Annotated in this window: 15 protein-coding genes; 6 read left to right on the forward strand and 9 right to left on the reverse strand. The window is 71.5% G+C overall.

The features are described 5' to 3' along the window. Positions 1–32 precede the first annotated feature (32 nt). The gene (locus ACRAKI_RS33080; RefSeq protein WP_447004409.1) at positions 33–842 is read right to left on the reverse strand and encodes an inositol monophosphatase family protein; all 810 of its coding nucleotides are present in this window, start codon (positions 840–842) and stop codon (positions 33–35) included. Positions 843–922: 80 nt separating this feature from the next. Further along, complete coding sequence (locus ACRAKI_RS33085; protein ID WP_447004410.1) at positions 923–1,912, reverse strand: malate dehydrogenase; 990 nt, start codon at positions 1,910–1,912, stop codon at positions 923–925. Positions 1,913–2,116: 204 nt separating this feature from the next. Here ACRAKI_RS33085 and ACRAKI_RS33090 point away from each other — a divergent pair, with 204 nt between their 5' ends. Continuing rightward, positions 2,117–2,668 carry a pentapeptide repeat-containing protein gene (locus ACRAKI_RS33090; protein ID WP_447008587.1) on the forward strand — a complete coding sequence of 184 codons (552 nt, stop codon included), beginning with the start codon at positions 2,117–2,119 and terminating at the stop codon, positions 2,666–2,668. Positions 2,669–2,672: 4 nt separating this feature from the next. Here ACRAKI_RS33090 and ACRAKI_RS33095 read toward each other — a convergent pair whose 3' ends face one another. The 3 genes from ACRAKI_RS33095 to ACRAKI_RS33105 all read right to left on the reverse strand — a co-directional run bounded on the left by ACRAKI_RS33095 (position 2,673) and on the right by ACRAKI_RS33105 (position 7,845). Continuing rightward, positions 2,673–5,606 carry a glycohydrolase toxin TNT-related protein gene (locus ACRAKI_RS33095; RefSeq protein ID WP_447008588.1) on the reverse strand — a complete coding sequence of 978 codons (2,934 nt, stop codon included), beginning with the start codon at positions 5,604–5,606 and terminating at the stop codon, positions 2,673–2,675. Between the two features lie 152 nt (positions 5,607–5,758). Continuing rightward, complete coding sequence (locus ACRAKI_RS33100; protein WP_447004411.1) at positions 5,759–7,267, reverse strand: TNT domain-containing protein; 1,509 nt, start codon at positions 7,265–7,267, stop codon at positions 5,759–5,761. Continuing rightward, positions 7,264–7,845 (reverse strand): hypothetical protein, encoded by a 582-nt coding sequence (locus ACRAKI_RS33105; RefSeq protein ID WP_447004412.1) that lies wholly within the window; start codon positions 7,843–7,845, stop codon positions 7,264–7,266. Before ACRAKI_RS33105 ends, ACRAKI_RS33100 begins: the two co-directional genes overlap by 4 nt. 211 nt (positions 7,846–8,056) lie before the next feature. On the opposite strand from ACRAKI_RS33105, the gene ACRAKI_RS33110 reads away from it, so the two are divergent. The 4 genes from ACRAKI_RS33110 to ACRAKI_RS33125 are packed head-to-tail and all read left to right on the forward strand — an operon-like array spanning position 8,057 to position 11,395. Continuing rightward, entirely contained in the window at positions 8,057–9,265 is a 1,209-nt protein-coding gene (locus tag ACRAKI_RS33110; protein WP_447004413.1) for an MFS transporter, read from the forward strand. Beyond that, positions 9,258–10,187 carry a DMT family transporter gene (locus ACRAKI_RS33115; protein ID WP_447004414.1) on the forward strand — a complete coding sequence of 310 codons (930 nt, stop codon included), beginning with the start codon at positions 9,258–9,260 and terminating at the stop codon, positions 10,185–10,187. The genes ACRAKI_RS33110 and ACRAKI_RS33115 overlap by 8 nt, the downstream gene beginning before the upstream one ends. 37 nt (positions 10,188–10,224) lie before the next feature. Then, positions 10,225–11,082 (forward strand): bifunctional methylenetetrahydrofolate dehydrogenase/methenyltetrahydrofolate cyclohydrolase, encoded by an 858-nt coding sequence (locus tag ACRAKI_RS33120; RefSeq protein WP_447004415.1) that lies wholly within the window; start codon positions 10,225–10,227, stop codon positions 11,080–11,082. Between the two features lie 19 nt (positions 11,083–11,101). After that, a complete protein-coding gene (locus ACRAKI_RS33125; protein WP_447008589.1) occupies positions 11,102–11,395 on the forward strand; it encodes a DUF3017 domain-containing protein in 294 nt (97 codons plus the stop codon). A 4-nt stretch (positions 11,396–11,399) separates the two neighbouring features. Here ACRAKI_RS33125 and ACRAKI_RS33130 read toward each other — a convergent pair whose 3' ends face one another. Continuing rightward, entirely contained in the window at positions 11,400–11,963 is a 564-nt protein-coding gene (locus ACRAKI_RS33130) for a TetR/AcrR family transcriptional regulator (RefSeq protein WP_447004416.1), read from the reverse strand. A 75-nt stretch (positions 11,964–12,038) separates the two neighbouring features. On the opposite strand from ACRAKI_RS33130, the gene ACRAKI_RS33135 reads away from it, so the two are divergent. Further along, positions 12,039–12,605 (forward strand): dihydrofolate reductase family protein, encoded by a 567-nt coding sequence (locus tag ACRAKI_RS33135; RefSeq protein WP_447004417.1) that lies wholly within the window; start codon positions 12,039–12,041, stop codon positions 12,603–12,605. Positions 12,606–12,807: 202 nt separating this feature from the next. Here the strand turns inward: ACRAKI_RS33135 and ACRAKI_RS33140 are convergent, their stop codons facing one another. The 3 genes from ACRAKI_RS33140 to ACRAKI_RS33150 form a co-directional block, all read right to left on the reverse strand. After that, the gene (locus ACRAKI_RS33140) at positions 12,808–16,122 is read right to left on the reverse strand and encodes an error-prone DNA polymerase (RefSeq protein ID WP_447004418.1); all 3,315 of its coding nucleotides are present in this window, start codon (positions 16,120–16,122) and stop codon (positions 12,808–12,810) included. 304 nt (positions 16,123–16,426) lie between these two features. After that, positions 16,427–17,983: a DNA polymerase Y family protein gene (locus ACRAKI_RS33145; RefSeq protein WP_447004419.1), complete on the reverse strand. Its 1,557-nt coding sequence runs from the start codon at positions 17,981–17,983 to the stop codon at positions 16,427–16,429. 87 nt (positions 17,984–18,070) lie between these two features. Further along, positions 18,071–18,757 (reverse strand): hypothetical protein, encoded by a 687-nt coding sequence (locus ACRAKI_RS33150; protein ID WP_447004420.1) that lies wholly within the window; start codon positions 18,755–18,757, stop codon positions 18,071–18,073. Between the last annotated feature and the right edge of the window lie 116 nt (positions 18,758–18,873).

An 18,873-nucleotide genomic window follows, 5' to 3' on the forward strand; every position in this document is an offset into this window, starting at 1 on the left:
GAAACGGCAACCTGGGAGCGGTCCCGGTCCGGTCAGCCGAGGATCGTGCCGATCAACTCGTCGGCGAGCGCCGGCGTGGCGGCGGCGATGCCCGACCACCGGCGGGACAGGTCCAGGTCGAAGGTCAGCGGCCGGCCGTGCAGGTCGAGCAGCGCTCCGCCGGCGGCGGGCACGGTCACCAGGGCGGCGATCAGGTCCATCAGCCGGTGGGTGTCCGAGCCGGGGTCGGCGAACGCGTCCACCGAGCCCTCGGCGACCAGCATCGCCTCCAGGCACGTCGTGCACAGCACGCGGATCCGGTCGGCCTCGTTCGCCACCCGCATCCACGCTTCCTCGGTGCCGCGCTTCGGCCGCATCATGCACACCGACGCGCCCTTCAGCTTCGTGCGGCCGGTCGTGCGGAACGACGTGGGGCGACCCGCCTGCGCCGACCACGCCCGGCCCGTGTCGAACCAGACGGTGAGGGCTTCGACCGGCTGGTCGTCGATCACCAGGGCGCCCGCGAAACAGGACAGCGGCACGCCGAGCGCGGCGTTCGCGGAACCGTCCACCGGGTCGATCACGAGGGTCGCGGCGGACCCGTTGTCGAGGAAACCGGCCTCTTCGGACAGGAGGTTCGCGCCCACTCCGGCGGCGGCCTCGGCGATCGCCGCCTCCACGATCGCGTCCACCCGCATGGTCGGCGTGCCGTCCGCGCCGTCGGCGACCTCCTCGCGCAGCTGCACGCGGGTGAACTCGCGGCGGGCTTCACCGTAGGCGCGGGACGCGGCGGTCGCGGTGGCGGCGAGCGCCGGGTGGACGTCGGCGGGCAGGTCTGGCGTGGGCACGGGCCACTGGTTCATGACCCCCAACATGCCACGAGAGGGCCACCCGTGGCGGCCCTCTCGTGGGGTACGACCCTTGTGACTCAGACCTCTGCGACTCAGATCAGGCCGAGGGCCTTGACCGCGTCGCGCTCCTCGACCAGCTCGGCCACGGAGGCGTCGATGCGGGCGCGGGAGAAGTCGTCGATCTCCAGGCCCTGCACGATCGAGTACTTCCCGTCGGTCACGGTGACCGGGAACGACGAGATGATGCCTTCCGGAACGCCGTACGAGCCGTCCGACGGGATCGCCATGGAGACCCAGTCGCCCTCGGCGGTGCCGTTCACCCAGTCGTAGACGTGGTCGATCGCCGCGTTCGCCGCCGACGCCGCCGAGGACAGACCGCGCGCCTCGATGATCGCCGCGCCGCGCTTGGCCACGGTCGGGATGAACTCGTTCTCCAGCCAGGCCTGGTCGTTCACGGCCTCGGCCGCGATCTGCCCGTCGACCTCGGCGTGGAACAGGTCCGGGTACTGGGTGGCCGAGTGGTTGCCCCAGATGGTCAGCTTCTTGATGTCGGTGACCGACACCCGGAGCTTCTTGGCCAGCTGCGCCAGCGCCCGGTTGTGGTCGAGGCGGGTCATCGCGGTGAACCGCTCGGCGGGCACGTCGGGCGCGTGCTGCTGGGCGATCAGGGCGTTGGTGTTCGCGGGGTTGCCGACCACCAGCACGCGCACGTCGTCCGCCGCGCCCGCGTTGATCGCCTCACCCTGCGGCTTGAAGATGCCGCCGTTGGCCTCCAGCAGGTCGCCGCGCTCCATGCCCTTCGTGCGCGGGCGGGCGCCCACCAGCAGCGCCACGTTCACGCCGTCGAAGGCGGTCTTGGCGTCGTCGGTGATGTCGACGCCGGACAGCAGCGGGAACGCGCAGTCGTCCAACTCCATCGCGGTGCCCTCGGCGGCCTTCACGGCCTGCGGGATCTCCAGCAGGCGCAGGCGGACCGGGACATCGGGGCCGAGCAGGTGGCCGGAGGCGATGCGGAACAGCAGTGCGTAGCCGATCTGGCCGGCCGCACCGGTGACGGTGACGTTCACGGGCGTGCGGGTCATGTGCCTTCCCGAATGTTGTGGCTTCAGTCCTCGGGCACGACCACCAGGCAGGCTGACGACCTGTCAGCGGCGGTCTCTACACCGGGACCGCGCACCGGGCGGGGTTACCCGGCAGGTCGGAGGTTACCAACTGGCGAACGATGACAAGGTGTGACAGTGGACATCATCGGGGACATCGTGGGTGAGGACTACTCCGACGCGGTCATGTACGGGGAGGAGTTGGCAGGCCGGTCGTTCGTCCGGTGCGACTTCACCGAGGCGGACCTGCGCGGGGTGACGACGTCCGGGTGCACGTTCACGGAGTGCACGTTCGACCGGACCGACCTGGGCGAGTCCACGCACGACGCCACCGCGTTCCGGTCGTGCCGGTTCACCCGGGCGGTGCTGGGGTCCACCACGTTCACGTCGTGCTCGTGGCTCGGGTCGGTGTTCGTGGACTGCGCGATGCGGCCGATCTTGTTGAAGGAGACCGATCTCACGCTCGCCGGGCTGAGCGGGGCCGTGCTGCCGAAGGCGTCGCTGCGCGGGTTGCGGATGCGGGAGGCGAACCTGGAGGGCGCCGACCTGCGCGACGCGGACCTCCGTGACGCCGACCTGACCGGCGCACGGCTGCTGGGGTGCCGGCTGGAGGGCGCCGACCTGCGCGGTGCGCGGGTCGACGCCGACGGGCTCGTCCAAGCCACCCTGCGCGGTGCGCGGGTGGACTTGGACACGGCCGTCGCCTTCGCCGCCGCGCACGGGCTGCGCGTCGACTAGGGCCTCAGTGGTTCGGGGCGTCCTGGTTGGCGACCTCCACCAGCACTCCGTCCGCCACCATGTCGTCGATCGTCTTCGGCATCAGGTAGGCGGTGCCGCCGCCCGGCTGCTCGAACCACGGCACGGCGATACCGGTCAGCACCTCGACCGGTCGGCGCAGGCGGTAGACGTGGTACGGGCGGTTGATCCAGGACGGCACCAGTGAGCGCTGGGCGAACGGGGTGCCCGCCGCGTAGACGAGGTTGCCCTCGCCCTCGCCGAAGCGGTCCACCTCCATGCCCGCCGGCAGTTCGACCATCTTCTTGTGCCGGAACAGGGTCAGCGGCGGTTCGCCGTTCATCGGGTTGATCGGCCAGGAGCGCTGGGACTTCGGCTCCTGGGTCGACGTCGCGGCGGCCGACTGCGGCGCGGGCTGCACGACCTGGGTGGCCTGCGCGGACGCCGGTGGTTCGACCGGCGGGCGCTGCGGCGGTCCGGGGCGACGAGGTTCTTCGCGGAACCCGTTGTTCAGGCCGTTGTTGAGGCCGTTGTTCGGGCCGTTGTTCGGGCCGGTGTTCATCGGCGGGCGCGGGGGGCGCTGCTGGGGCGGCGGAGGTGGCATCGGGGCCGGGGGCCTGGGTGCGCGGCGGTTGGTGAGCACCAGCCGGCCGATCAGGTAGGCGGCGGCGTCCTCCAGTCGGTCGAAGCGGACCGCGTTGGTGGGGCCGTGGTCGACGTACGACACCTCCCAGTCCTGGCCGTCGACGCGCAGCATCCAGGTGCGGTCGACGGGTTCGCCGCCGAACCGGTAGGCGCTGGGGGGCACGTCCAAGCCGTCCAGGGTGCGGCGGACGGCGGACAGCTCGCGCTCCTCCTCCGGCGTGACCTGGCGCGGCTCGACCTGCTTCGGCGCCTCGACCGGAACCGGTGGTTCGACCGGCGCCGGGGTCAGGCTCGGCGCCGGCGGCGCCGGCGGGTCCACGTCGTCGAACAGCTCCAGGGCGGGGGAGAACTGGGTCGCCTGGTCCGCGAACGGCGGCGGCACCTGCTCGGTGACGTGCTGTTCGCTGATGCGCTGCTCGGTGACGTGCTGGTCAGCGTCGTGCTGGTCAGCGTCGTGCTGGTCAGCGACGTGCTGCTCGTCCGGGTCGCTGAACGCCTGCTCGGCGAACCGCGACTCGGCCTGCTCGGCGAAGCGGTCGTGCGGCTCGGCGAAACCGGTGTGCTGAGGCGGGGTGTGGACGGCCTCGACGTGTTCCGGCTCGATGTGTTCCCGCTCGGTGTGTTCCCGCTCGGCGTGTTCCCGCTCAGCGGGCTCCGGCTCGGCGAACCGCGACTCCGTCCGCTCCGGCGCGTACAACCGGTCCTGGTCCACTTCGAACTCGGCGGTGACCTCGGCAGCGTCCTCGCCGGTGTCGTCGACCATGTCGTTCGCAGGGTCGTTCGCAGGGTCGCTCGCGGTGTCGTTCGCGGTGTCGTCAGCCGTGTTCTCGGCGGTGTCCTCGAAGTGGACCGCCGAGTGGCGTGCGTCGGCCCGCTCTTCGTGCGGCTGCGGTTCGCGCTCCGCCGACTGCTCGTACCCGGACCGCTCGTACCCGGGCCGCTCGTACCCGGGCTCGGTGTGCGCGGGCTCGTCGGTGACGGCCGCTGTCCGGGCGGCTTCCTCGGCGGGTTCGGGGTCCGATTCCTCGTCGGTGAACGGGTTCCAGGTCTGGGTGTCGTGCAGCTGGGGTTCGTGCGACTCGGGCGCATTCGACTCGACCTCGCCCGACTCCCGTTCGGCAGCCTCCCGTTCGGCAGCCTCCCGTTCGTAAGCGGCGGGGGCGAACAGGTCCATGCCGTCCACGTAGGACTCGCGCCGGTACCGGTCGTCGATGACCGGGCCGTCCTCGTCGAACCGCACCCGGTACGGCGGACCGTCCTGGGCGTACTCGATGATCTCCGGCCGGAGTTCGGTGAGGTTCGCGGTCTCCTCGACGTCCACCGGCGGGCCCGGCTCGTCGACCGGCACTCGCGCGTCCTCGGCGGCCGGGTCCGGCAGCGGCGCGGCGACCGTGGCGCCCACCTCCGGCTGCTCCACCGGTTCGGGGACCGGCAGCGTGGTGCCCTGCGGCGCGGCGGGCGCACCGAGGTTCGCCGCGGCGGCGACCCGTACCTCCTCCGTCACCTCGGGCAGCACGAAGTCCTGCGCCTTGGCCCGCTCCACCAGCTCCGGCTCCGGCGGCACGCCGTACGTCCGCAGGTAGTAGCCGACCGCGGCGGGCCAGATCCAGTGCCCGTCGGTCTGGAACGCCACCGGGACCAGCGCCGGCGCGTCCGGGTTCAGCACGTCCGCGTCGAACCCGCGACCGATCACCGCGACCGGCGCCCGGTCCAGGTAGCTCAGCAGCAGGTCGCGGTCCGCTTCGGCGACCGGCGGCCGGCTCACCGACGGACGCCCGCCCGGACCCGCGCCGTCGAACACCCGGGCCGTCCGGAACGCCCTCGGCGGCTGCGGCTGGTCGTGCGGTGACTGGTCGTGCGAGGGCTGGTCATGCAGTGGTTGGTCGTGGAGCGGCTGGTCGTGGAGCGGCTGGTCGTGCGGGAGCGGCGGCGCGGTCTGCTGGAGACGGCGGCGCAGCCAGTCCGGCACGTTCTCCTCGGTGCGCGGGAAGAACCGCATCTCGTCCAGGTACGCCTGCGGCGGCGGTGGCGTGGTCCAGGTCGGTTCAGCCCGGTCGAAGTCCAGGTTGTAGCTGGACGGGTGGTCCAGCTGGTACCGGGCGTTGGACCAGCTGCCCCGGCCGTCGCGGTACATGCCGGCGCGCAGCCGCGAGAACAGGCCGGCCACCTCGTGGGGCGGCGACCAGGCACGCAGGGCGCCGTCCGCCGTCCGCACCTCGGCGGCCAGCTCGAAGTACCGGCCGGTCGCGCGGTACTCGGCCGTCACGTGCCGCCACTCCTCCGGCGCGGCCCGCATCAGCGTCAGGCCGATCTGCTTGACCAGCGCATCCTGCTCGGTCGGGTTCAGCGGCTTCAGCTCGGACACGTGCAACATCTTCCCCCTCGGGTCCCGGTGCGCGCACGGGGACCCGCTGAGCCGAACGGACCAATGACGCCGTGCGACGGTCGTTAGACTCCCGGTGGCGACGTCCGGAGCGCCGTCGCGGCCTCCTCGACCAGGCTCCCACCGGCCGAAAGATCGCGCACCGACCGCGCCAGGAAGTACCCCGTGCCGCCACCGACCTGCCCGAACCACGGCACCGCGACGCCCTTCAGCGCCGGGATCGGCTTCAGCACGCGGTACACGTGGTACCGGCGGTTCGCCCACTCCGGCGGCAACGACCGGTTGTCGAACGCGGTGCCGGCCGCGTAGACGAGGTTGCCGGTGTCGTCGCCGAACCGGTCCAGCTCGGTGCCGACCGGGATGACGACGTCCTCGTGGTCCCGGAACAGCGACAGCGGCGGCTCGTCGGGCAGCGGCTGGATGCCCGCGACCGGCGTCACCAGCGCGCCCGTGTCCGCCGCGGGCGTCCGGTTCACGCCCCCCTGCCACAGCAGCTCGGCCAGCAGCGCCTTCGCCGCGTCCACCGCGTGCTCGTGCACCCGCGGCCGACCGTGCGGGCCTCGGTCGGCGTCCCAGTGCTGGACCTGCCAACCGAACCGACCGGGCGCGGGTTCGATCACCAACGCGTCGGGCTTCGGCTCGACGATGCCGTACGCGGACCCGGCGACGCCGTAGTGGTCGAGCAGGGACTTGAGGTGGTCCAGCGCGCGCTGGTCGACCTCGGTGATCACGCGTGGCCGGTGCTCGGGCGGCGACGCGCCCTCGGCCTGCCCGGTGGCGACGGCGATCGCCGCCTTCTCCGCCTCCGGTGAAACCGGCGGCACGGTGTACCCGTTGTCCCGGATGTGATCCACGAGCTGCGGCAGTGGCGGGACGCGGTGGTTGCGCAGGTAGTACGCCACGCCGGCCGGCCAGACCCAGGCGCCGTCGGTGTGGAAGGTCAGCGGCACGGACGGCGTCGCGTCCGGCTTGAACACGTCCGGTCCACAGGAGTGCGCGGACAGCACGACCGGCGCGTCCTCCAGGTAGGCGACGACGTCGTCGAGTTCCTGCGGGTGCACGGCCGGCCGGTGGTGCACCGGGTTGCCGTGCGGGTCGGTCCCGTCGAACACCGGCGCGGCGAACACGCTGCTCTTCGCCGGACCGAGCCCCGCCCGTTCCCGCAGCCACATCGGGAGCGCGTCGTCGTCACGCGGGTGGAGCCGCAGTTCCTCGGCGTGGTGCTCCGGCGTGGGCGGGTGGTCCCAGTCCGGCTCGTGGTCACGGTCGAACTCCGCCGAGTAGGTGTCCGGGTGCACGAGGTGGAACTTCATGGAGAACCACGTGCCGGCGCCCGGACTGGCCATGCCGTCGCGCAGGTGCACGAAGAACGGCAGCGCCTCCGCGGGCAGGTCCCAGTCGAACGACGAGCCGTACATCGTCGTCCCGGAGACCTGCGTCTCCACGTGGCTGCCCACCATCCGGAAGTCGACGAACAGCTGCTCCCAGTCGCCGGGCAGGCGCTGCACCAGCAGCGTGGTGACGGAGCCCAGGATGGCGTTCTGGTCCTCGACGTCCAACTGCGGCGCGGTCATGCCTTCTGCTCCTCGGTGCTTGCGTCCTCCGGGCGAGCGCCCCCCGCGTGAGCTTCTCCTGGGCGAGCTTCCTGCGGGCGAGCTTCCTGCGGGCGGGCTCCCTCCGGGCGTGCTTCAGCCGGGTCGGCGCTCGCCTCGACCAGCTTGGCGCGCAGCCAATCGGGGATGAAGCCCTCGTCGCGCGGGAAGGCCTGGAGGTCACGGACGAAGTCCGCCGCCGGCACCGGCGGGTCGAACCCGGGGTCGTGGTCGAAGTTGTAGGTGACGTCGATCGAGACCGGCGCGTTGACCACGCACCGCGCCGAGAACCACGTGCCGCGCCCCGGCTGGTACAGCACCTGCCGCATCTCCTGGAACGCGGTGATCAGCCCTTCCGACGGGACGACCTGGGGCGTGCTCCGGTCCGGCATGTACACCCTCAGCGTCGCGTCCTGCGCCGCCACCGTCATGCGCACCAGCAGGTCGATCCGCCGGAAGCCGTCCGGTGCCGCGTCCAGCAGCACGCCGCCGATGTGCTGGAGCAGCTCGTCGTGGCGCTGCTCTGGAGCCGGCCGGTCAGATGGCTGCGTTGGGCTCATTCGGATAGCTCCTGACGTAGATCTCAGTGGTGCCGCCGGCGGGCGTCACACGCCATCGGGTTGGTCCGTGTGCCGGTGGTGCTGCGGCGGGACGCGCAGGGCGACCGTGTCGATCACCCCGACCGTACCGCCGGGCTTCGCGCGCACGCAGGGCCGCGGGTCCACCGGGGCATCGGGCACGGCCTGCCGGGGGTGGGGGCAGAGTGTCACCGTGCTCCGTCCGTACCGGCAACTCGCCGCGATCCCCCACCTGCCACGGCTGTTCCTGTGGTCGATGGTGGGCCGCATCCACCTGCCCGCGACGCCGTTGGCGGTGTCGTTCCTGATGGCCGGGTGGACGGGCTCGTACGCGGTGGCGGGTGTGGTCGGCGGGGCGTTGACCTTGGGCTTGGGCGTGGCCGGACCGGTGCGGGGGCGTGCCGCGGACCGGAGCCCGGCCGGGCGGTTGCTCGTGGTCACGGCGTCTGGCTACGGCGTGGGCATCGCGGTGCTGGCGGTGCTGCCCGCGTTCATGCCCGGCTCGGCGTGGCCGGTCGCGGCGGCGGTGGCGTTCCTGGCGGGGTTGAGCACGCCGCCGGTGACGGCGATGAGCCGGGCGAGCCTCGGGAGGTTGGCCACCGGTTCGGCGCGATCGGCGGTGTTCACCGTCGAGACGTCCATGCAGCAGGCCATGTACATCGCCGGTCCGGCCGGAGCGGCGGTCGTGGTGGCGGTGTGGGACGGGCAGGTCGCGCTGTGGCTGTGCGGCGCGCTGGCGGTGCTCGGCGCGATCGGGTTCGGTGGCGCGTTGCGCCGTGCGGGGCTGGACCAGCCGGTGGGTGTGGCGGCGGCGCGGGGCGGGCGGACGTTGTTGCGCGACGGTCCACTGGTGCTGGCGTTCGGCACGGCGCTGTGCGTGGTGGCGTCACTGGTGTCGATCGACCTGGTGATCATCGCTTTCGCCCGGGACCTCGGCACGCCCGCGCTCGCCGGTGCGCTGACGGCGGTGTGGGGTGTGGGGTCGCTGATCGGCGGGTTCATCGCGGGCGGGCTCGGCGGGCACGCCCGGCTCCCCCGGCGGATGCTGGTGATGGCGCTCGGGGTGGCGCCGCTGGTGCTGGTGCTGCCGCCGGTGCTGGAACCGTCGTCGGCGTGGGTGATCGGTCTGGTTCTGGGGGTGGGCGGGATGGCGATCGCGCCGGCCATCGCGGCCAACAACGAGCGGATCGGCGGGCTCGCGCCGGAGGACCGCAAGGTCGAGGCCTTCGGCTGGATGGGCACGTTCACCACCGCTGGTGCGGCGTTGGCGCTACCGCTGGCCGGGTCTTTGCTGGACCACTCAGGGCCGGCGGCGGCGGCCGGGGCGAGCACGGCGGCGGCGCTGCTGGGCGCGTTCCTGGCGAGTCGGGTGGTCGAGCGGGAGGCTGTTCCGGTTGGGTGACCGGGTGCGGCTGGTCGGCGGGCTCGTCGCGTTCGTCGGCGGGGTGTTCCTGGCCGTTCAGGGGCGGTTGAACGGCCAGTTGGGGCACGTGTTCGGCGACGGGTTCCTGGCCGCGCTGGTGTCGTTCGGCGGCGGGTTGGCCTTGTTGCTCGTGGGCGTGCCGACGACGGCCGCCGGACGTGCCGGGCTGGCTCGCCTGCGCTCGTCCCTGCGCGCCGGGCGGATCCGCTGGTGGCAGTGCGTCGGCGGGGCGTGCGGGGCGTTCTTCGTGTCCACGCAGGGGTTGACGATCACGGTGCTGGGCGTGGCCGTGTTCACGGTGGCAGTGGTCGGAGCCCAGGCGGTGAGCAGCCTGCTGGTGGACCGGGCGGGGATCGGCCCGGCCGGACGGGTGCCGTTGAGCGGATCGCGCGTGATCGGTGCCGGGCTCGCCGTGGTGGCGGTCGGGGTGGCGGTGTCGGACGAGTTCGGCGACCCGTCCGCCTTGTGGCCGGCACTCCTCCCCGCCGTGGCCGGGATCGGTCTCGGCTGGCAGCAGGCGGTGAACGGGCTGGTCCGCGAGGCGGCGCAGAGCACCCGCGTGACCACGTTGGTCAACTTCGGCGCCGGCACTGCCGTCCTGCTCGTGGTGTGCGCGATCGACCTGGCCGTGCGCGGGTTCCCCGCCCAGGCGCCCACCGAGCCATGGCTCTACCTCGGCGGGGTCCTCGGCATCGTGACCATCGGGACGGCCGTGCTGGCGGTGCGCTGGCTGGGCGTGCTGGTGGTGGGCCTGTGCCAGGTCGCCGGGCAGCTGGTCGGCGCGATCGCGGTCGACGTGGTCGCACCCGCCCCGGGCGGGCACCTGTCGGCTGCGACGGTCGTCGGCACGGCGTTGACGCTGATCGCGGTGGTGGTCGCGGCGCGCCCGCGAGCACGGTGATGCGGGCGCGGGCGGCGGTGATGAGAGGATGAGGCACGTGACTGCGACGATTCTCGACGGCAAGGCCACCCGGAACGCGATCTTCGAAGACCTGCGCTCGCGGGTAGCCGCGTTGGCCGAGCACGGGGTGACACCCGGTCTGGCCACCGTGCTGGTCGGTGACGACCCGGGTTCGCACTCGTACGTCCGCGGCAAGCACCTGGCCTGCGCGAAGGTCGGCATCACGTCGATCCGCCGCGACCTGCCCGCGGACGTCACGCAGTCACAGCTCGAAGACGTCATCGACGAGCTGAACGCGGACCCGGCCTGCACCGCTTACATCGTGCAGCTGCCCCTGCCCAAGCACCTCGACCCGAACCCGATCCTGGAGCGCATCGACCCGCGCAAGGACGGCGACGGCCTGCACCCCGTCAACCTGGGCAAGCTCGTCCTGGGTGACGAAGGCCCGCTGCCCGCCACGCCGCGCGGGGTCGTGGAGCTGCTGCGCCGGTTCGACGTGCCGATCGCGGGGGCGAACGTGACCGTGGTCGGTCGTGGCGTGACCGTCGGCCGGCCGATCGGGCTGCTGCTGACCCGGCGCAGCGAGAACGCGACCGTGACGCTGTGCCACACCGGCACCAAGGACCTGGCGGCCGAGGTGCGGCGCGCGGACATCGTGATCGCGGGCGCGGGCAGCCCCGGCTTGATCACGGCGGACATGGTGAAGCCCGGCGCGGCCGTGGTCGACGTCGGCATCACCCGGACCGATGCCGGTCTGGTGGGCGACGTGCACCCGTCCGTGGCCGAGGTGGCCGGCTACCTGGCGCCGATCCCGGGTGGCGCGGGTCCGATGACCATTGCGATGCTGCTGACCAACACGGTCGAGGCAGCCGAGCGCAACGCGGCGACGGCCTGAGGCGGAAGCGGTGGAGTTGTTGCCGGAACAGCGCTGGCGGTCCGCGGCAGGCAGGCACCTGCCGTTCGCGCTGGTGCTCGGCGTGGTCGGGTTGGGCCTGCTGAGGATCGTGCAGTACCACTGGCGGCAGGGCGCGGTGCTGATCGGGCTCGCGCTCCTGGTCGCGGCGCTGCTGCGGGTGCTGGTGACCGACGAGCAGGCAGGCCTGATCGCGATCCGCAGCCGCAGCGTCGACGCGTTGCTGTACTCGGGTCTGGGGTTCTCCGTGATCGTGGTGGCGATGACCATCGTCGGCGGCCCTCTGGACCGCTGACGGATCACGTGCGGTCGACCAACGCCGTGATCAGCTCCTGCATCTCGTCCTCCGGCAACACCTCCGGCAGGGTCAGGTGCTCGACGATCATGCCGCTCATCGCCAGGTAGAGGGACACGACGGTGGTCCGGTCCCCCGGCAGCCCCGAGTCCAGGTGGAAGCGGACGTTCTCCTCCAGGTTGTCACTGATCGTCTTGGTCAGGGCTGCCTGCAACTCCGGGCGCCTGGTCGCCTCCAGCCGTAGCTCCAACAGCGCCAGGTACCCCGTCCGGTCGACCTGGAGCCGTTCCAGCAGGTCTCGGAGCAGCCGCTCCACGAGGCTCTTGTCCGGAGGTGCGGCCATCACCTCGGCCAACCGCCGCGCACTGGGCGTGAGCCGCACGTGCACGTGCTCGCCCACCTGCCGCAGCAGGTCGTCCCGGTTGGCGAAGTAGTTCGACGCGGTGCCGTTGGGCACCCCCGCCTCCTGATCCACGGCCCGGAACGTCAGACCACGGGCGCCATCTCTCGCCAACACCTCGATCGCCGCGTCGACGAGCGCCGTTCGCCTGGTCGGGTTACGCACCATGTCTCCTCCTTGACAACCACTCCAAGCATAGTACTACAGTCAGAGTGGTAACCAGCCCTCCCCGAGGAGAACCCCATGCGAACCCTGACCTACTTCGTCGCGACCTCGCTCGACGGCTTCATCGCAGACCCGAAGGGCGGGTTCGGCGACTTCCTGTTCGAAGGCGACCACATGACCGCCCTCTTCGAGGAATACCCCGACACCATCCCCGCGCAGGCACGCGAGGCCATGGGCATCGACGCGCCGAACCAGGACTTCGACACGGTCCTCATGGGCCGCGCCACCTATCAGGTGCCAGGCGGCCTGCCGAGCCCTTATCCACACCTACGCCAGTACGTGGCGTCCACCAGGCTCAGCACCACACCGACCGACGTGGAAGTAGTCGCCGACCCCTTGACCAAGGCCCGCGAACTGAAAGCCGAGCGAGGCCTGGGAATCTGGTTGTGCGGTGGCGGCAGGCTGGCCGCCACCCTGCTGCCGGAGATCGACGAACTGATACTCAAAGTCCACCCGGTCGTGCTGGGCAAAGGCATCCCCCTCTTCGCCGGCGAGTTCCCGACAGCCCGCTTCACCAAAGCCTCAACCAGAACCTTCGACACCGGCGTCGTATTCACCACCTACGCCAAAGCAGACACCCCCTAACGCCCAACCGCCCCAGCCGGCCCGCCTTCACCCGGCCCACCCTCACCCGCCCAACCGGCCCCGCAACACACCGCCGGTAACCAACGAGGCCCGATGTGGCATGGGTTCGGGGTCCGTGAGGGCCCATGTCGCATCGGGCCGGATCCGCCGCTCCCGGAACCTCAGCCCACCACAGATTCCCAGCTCACCACGAAGTCCCAACTCACCGAAAATCCCGAGACCGCGACGGTATGCGCAGATCCAACTGCTGCAACCGCTCAGCCCGAATACTGATCACCCCTTCCGCCGACTCGACCACGCCCCGGACGAGCAACGCCGGACTGCTCCGAGCGACCTTCCGATAACGTGCCCACAACCCGGTCGTGCACACCACGTTCACCATCCCGGTCTCGTCCTCGATATTGAGGAACGTGACACCCCCCGCAGTACCGGGCCGTTGCCGATGCGTCACAGCACCACCGATCAACACCCTGGTGCCATCAGGCACCCGAACCAACTCGGCCGTAGTCAGCGCTCCAAGACCGCTCAACCGGTCACGCACGAACTCCGTCGGGAAACTGTCCGGCGACAACCCCATGGCCCACACATCCGCCACCGCCGACTCCACCTCGTCCATACCCGGCAGAGCAGGGGCATCAGTACCGACCACGGTGCCCGGCAGCCGGTCGGGTCGGATCTTCGCCACGGCCCCCGCCGACCACAGCGCAGCACGCCGGTCAAGCCCAAAACAACCAAACGCCCCCGCAGTTGCCATGGCCTCGACCTGCGCGGTAGTCAGCCGCACCCTGGCACCGAAGTCCGCCATACCCGCGAACGGACCTCCCGATTCCCGTTCCGCGACAACAGCCTCGGCAGCTTTCTGACCCAAAGTCCGAATACCACCCAACCCAATACGCACAGCCTGCTGACCACCCGCACCCCCGCTCTCAACCAACTCAAGGGTGGCGTGCGCAAGGCTGGCATTGACATCAGGCCCAAGGACGCGCACGCCATGACGACGGGCGTCGGCAACGAGTGATTGAGGGGAGTAGAAGCCCATGGGCTGAGCCCGCAGCAGAGCCGCGCAGAACGCGGCCGGGTGGTAGAGCTTGAACCAGGAGCTGACGAACACGATGTGCGCGAAGCTGAGCGCGTGGCTTTCCGGGAAGCCGAAGTTGGCGAACGCCAACAGTTTCGCGTAGATCTTTTCCGCCAGTTCCGGCCCGACGCCCTTGGCCTGGGCGCCTTCGTAGAAGCGGTCGCGGAGGCGTTCCATCCGGTGGGTGGAGCGCTTGGCACCCATGGCGCGTCGCAGTTCGTCGGCCTCGGCGGGGCTGAAGTCGGCCACGTCGACGGCGATCTGCATCAGCTGTTCCTGGAACAGCGGCACACCGAGGGTCTTCTTGAGCGCACCTTCCAGCAGGGGGTGGTCGTAGTCCCACTCCTCCTTCCCGTTGCGGCGGCGGATGTAGGGGTGCACCGAGCCGCCCTGGATCGGGCCGGGGCGGATCAGGGCGACCTCGACCACCAGGTCGTAGAACGTCCGGGGCTTGAGCCGAGGAAGGGTCGCCATCTGGGCCCGGCTCTCGACCTGGAACACACCCACCGAATCGGCGCGCTGCAACATCTCGTAGACGCGTTGGTCCTCCAGGTCGAGGTTGCCGATGTCGACTTCGACGCCCTCGTGCTCGCGCACCAGGTCGATGGCGTAGTGCAGGGCCGAGAGCATGCCCAGCCCGAGCAGGTCGAACTTCACCAACCCGATGGAGGCGCAATCGTCCTTGTCCCACTGCAACACCGTGCGGTCGACCATCCGGCCTTTCTCCACCGGGCACACCTCGCTGACCGGCCGGTCGCAGATGACCATGCCGCCGGAGTGGATGCCCAGGTGGCGAGGGAAGTTCTCCAGCTCGGCGGCCAGCTCCAGCACCGGACGCGGTATGCCGCCTTCGTCCACTGTGGACCGTAGTGGACCCCAGCGGTCGATCTGCTTGCTCCACGCGTCCTGCTGGCCGACCGAGTAGCCGAGCGCGCGCGCCACGTCCCGGATCGCCGACCGGCCGCGGTAGCTGATGACGTTGGCGACCTGCGCGGCGTGCCGTCGTCCGTACTTGCGGTAGACGTACTGGATGGCCTCTTCACGGCGGTCCGACTCTATGTCGAGGTCGATGTCGGGAGGGCCGTCGCGGGCCGGGGCCAGGAAACGCTCGAAGAGGAGGTCGAACCGGACCGCGTCGACGTTGGTGATGCCGAGCGCGTAGCAGACCGCGGAGTTCGCGGCCGAGCCGCGGCCCTGGCACAGGATGTCGTTGCGCCGGCAGAACGAGACGATGTCGTGCACGACGAGGAAGTAGCCGGGGAAGTTCAACTCCTCGATGATCTTCAGTTCGTGCTCGATCTGCCGGTATGCCCTGGGGTTCTCGCCGATGGACCGGTAGCGGCGGGCCGCGCCTTCGTAGGTCAGTTCGCGCAGGTGGCTGTTCTCGTCGTGACCGGCCGGCACGTCGAACGGCGGCAGTTCCGGCGCGATGAGCTTCAGGTCGAACTGGCACTGCATGCCGAGCACGGCCGAGCGGTGCACCGCGCCGGGGAACCGGGCGAACCGGCGGGCCATCTCCTCCCCCGACCGCAGGCACGCGGTGCGACCGGGCGGCAGCCAACCGGTCATCTCGTCCAGGCTGCGCCGCGCCCGCACGGCGGCCATCGCCGCCGCCAAGCGACCGCGCGCGGGCACCGCGTAGTGCACGGCGTTCGTCGCCACGGTCGGCAACCCCAGGTCGTGGGCCATCGCCCACAGCAGGTCGTTGCGCGGACCGTCCTCGGGGTAGCCGTGGTCGGTCAGCTCCACGAACACCCGGTCCGCGCCGTACAGGTCGACCAACCGGCGCAACTGGGCGAACGCCGCCTCGGGACCTTCCCGCGCCAACGCCCGGCGCACCGCGCCCTTGCGGCAGCCGGTGAGCACGACGCAGTCGTCCTTGGTGTCCTCGACGACCTCGTCCAGCCGGTAGACCGGCCGTCCTTTCTCGCTGCCGTCCGCGAGTTGGCCGGTGGTGATCGTGCGGCACAGCGCGTGGTAGCCGTCGCGGTTGGTGGCCAGCAGGAGCAGGTGTTCACCCTCCGGGTCGGCCACGCCGTTCTGCGGTGCGGACAGCCCGAGGCTCAGCTCGGTGCCGAACACCGTGCGCACGCCCAGTTCCCTGGCCGCCTCGGCGAACCGCACCACGCCGTACATGCCGTCGTGGTCGGTCAACGCCATCCCGTCCAACCCGAGCTGCTGCGCCGCTTCCACCAGCTCTTCGGGGTGGCTCGCGCCGTCGAGGAAGCTGAAGTTGGAGTGGCAGTGCAGTTCGACGTACGGCACGCGGTTGCGGGTGGCGCCGAGGTCGTCCACCTTGACCGCGAAGTCCGGTGGCGCCTCGTAGCGGTCACGATGACGGGTCCACGCGGGACTGTCGCCACCGTCCGGGAGCGGGGGTTTCCCGGACAGCGCGCGCTCCAGGTCCGGCCAGCGGACCGGCGGGTTGTTCCAGCCCATCAGCGCAGGTCGTCGGGAGCGCGTCGGGGCTGCGGGATCGGCGATGCCGGGGGCAGCTGCGCCGGCAACCAACCAAAGCTCACCACGTAGGCCGGCCCGCCGCACTCATCCGACACCGCACGCTGACCCGGTACGGCACAGTCGCCCAACCACTCGGCCAAACCACGGCGATCCCGGCGGTCCCCACGACCTCGGCGACCCCGGCGGTCACCAGAACCTCGGCGATCCCCGCGATCCCCACGACCTCGGTGCTCCTGGCGCTCCTGGCGCTCCCCACGATCCCGCTCGAAAAAGTCACCGCTCATCAGTCGTACACCCCTTCCACCGCCCACTTCCCACCCGCACGGATCAGCAGGAACGCCAGTTCCTCGCCATCCGACGCGGTACCCAGCACCTGGAGCCGCGCTCCGCGCATCGCGCTTCCCTCGTCCCACCAGCGCTCGTCCACCGGCCACGGCCCCGACCACGCCACCACCTGCCTCACCCGCCCGGCATGCACGATCCGGTGCGGCTGGACGACCAGCTCGGCGTAGCCGGTGACCACGACGTCCGCGCCCGACTCGTCCAGCAACGCCACCGGTTCCGGTTCGGAGAACACCGTCGCCGGCGACGGCGCGGGAAGCTGCCCCGGCCACGGCTGGTCCGGGTCCGCTGCCGGGGTGCGCTCGTCGCCCCACGGCACCAGCCGCACCCGCTCCACCGGCCCACGTCCGCCGCCGAGCACGGGCGTGAGCACGGCGTCCGGTCCGAGCAGGCCTTGGACGTGCACCATCGCCCGCGCCGCGCGTTCGGCCGCCTCGCCCTGGTCCTGCCCCGCACCCGGCCACAGGCCGAGTTGCAGGACGGTGGCGTCGACCACCTCTTCCGGGTCCAGTCGGAGCAGGTGGATGCCGGCGGTGAGCCGGGCGCGGGTGAGCCAGCCGTCGAGCTGCCAGCGAACCCGGTCCGCGATGCCCTGCGGGGTGAGCGGGTCGGCGCAGCGCCACACCCGGTGCAGTTCCTCGCCGTTCTCCGTCGTCGCCCGGATGCCGAGGCGGGTGCAGGCCAGGCCACGGTCGGCGAGGCCCGTGTGCAGGTGCTCGGCGAGGCCCTTGGCCGCGAAGGCCGCCGCGTCGACCCGGTCGATCGGCGGGTCGAGGCGCCGGGTGACCGACAGCTCGGGCGGCGGCCGGCGGCGGGACCGGGGGCGTTCCTCCAGCCCTCCGGCCAACCGGTGGGACAGCACGGCCGCACGGCCGAAGCGGGTGGCGACGTCCCGTTCGGGGATGGCGGCGAACGCGCCGAGGGTGCGCAACCCGAGGCGGCGCAACAGGTCCACCAGTTCCGTCCGGTCCGCTCGGCGCTCGGCGGGCTGGTCGAGTTCGTGGATGCCCAGCGGCGCGAGGAAGTCCTTGGTCCCGCCGGGCGGCACGACCAGACCGCGGTGCGCGGCCAGGGTCGCCGCGAACAGCCCGTCGGCGAACCCGACCTGCGCTTCCACCCCGGCGGTGACCGCGACGTGGTCCACCAACCGCTCAGCGGCCTGTTCGGCGGACTTGTAGTAGCCGACCGGCCCTTGGGCCGCGACGACGACCAGCCCGGCCCGCACCACCTCGATCCCCGGCGCGAGCTCCTCCACCGCCGCCGCGACCGGTTCGAAGAGCCGGGCGTCACGCACCTCGTCGTAGTCGAAGACGACCAACTCGGGGCACTGCCCCTGAGCCGCACGCCGACGCATCCCACGCCGCACGCCCTCCGCCCGCGCGACAGCCGAACAGGCGACGACTTCACCAGCTCCGATCACGGCAGCGGGCACGTGCGGCGGGAGCGAGGCCTCGGCGGAAGCCGCCACCACCGGCCAGTCGGGACACCAAACGGCCAACGTGTACAGGGAATTCACCTCTTCGGCGGATTCAACGGATCCGGCAAATTCGGTGGATTCGGCGGAACGCGAGAAGGGCAGCACCGGTCACACCGCCTCTGCCGTGGTCGGACGCGGTGCGGTGAGGGGAACCAGAGTGGGACGCGGTGCACCGGCAGTCCCCGGGAGGGGAAGACGGGTTTGCCTCGGCCTGGCGGCGGCACCCCGCCCGGTCGCCTGGACCGTGACGGTCCGCGTGGACAGCACGCCGTGACCGGCTTCCAAGCCTGTCCACGGACCGGGGATCGCGGTCAGCTCCACGTCGGCGCCCGGCCACGGGACCGCGAACGGCAGCAGGACGGCTTTGCGGTGACGGGCTCGGGCCGAGAGTTTGCGGGACGTCACCGGAGTGACCGGCGTGGCCACCACGACCAGGTCGAACCCATCGAGCAGGGCCGCGACGGTCTTCTCGACCTCGCCCTGGTCCCTCCCTGGACGGGGGACCAGGGCGAGCCGATGGACGGCCACCCCCAGTTCGGCCGCCGCGAGTGCCCCACACCGCGGCAGGCCCACCAAGGCCGCCCAGCACCCTTCCGCCGTCGCCTCGGCCACCAGCGCGAGCAGCAACGATGTCGACCCGCGCACCGACACCGTGCTGCCCCGCCGCAGGCCGCCCCACGGGAGGAGCTCTGCCAGTTCCCCGCGAACCGGCAGAGCCAAGGCCGGTGCTGTGGTCAGCTCGCCCGCCGCGCCCACCCCGAGCGCGGTCAGCGACGCCGTTGCCGACCTGGACACCCACCCTCCTCCCACTGATCCGCGCGCACCCCTGTGCGCGGATCGCCGTGGGAAGTCGGCGACCTGTCTGTCGAACGTGTGTTCGAACGACGGGACGATCTTATCCCGAAACAGCC

Source organism: Saccharothrix isguenensis, assembly GCF_052936305.1.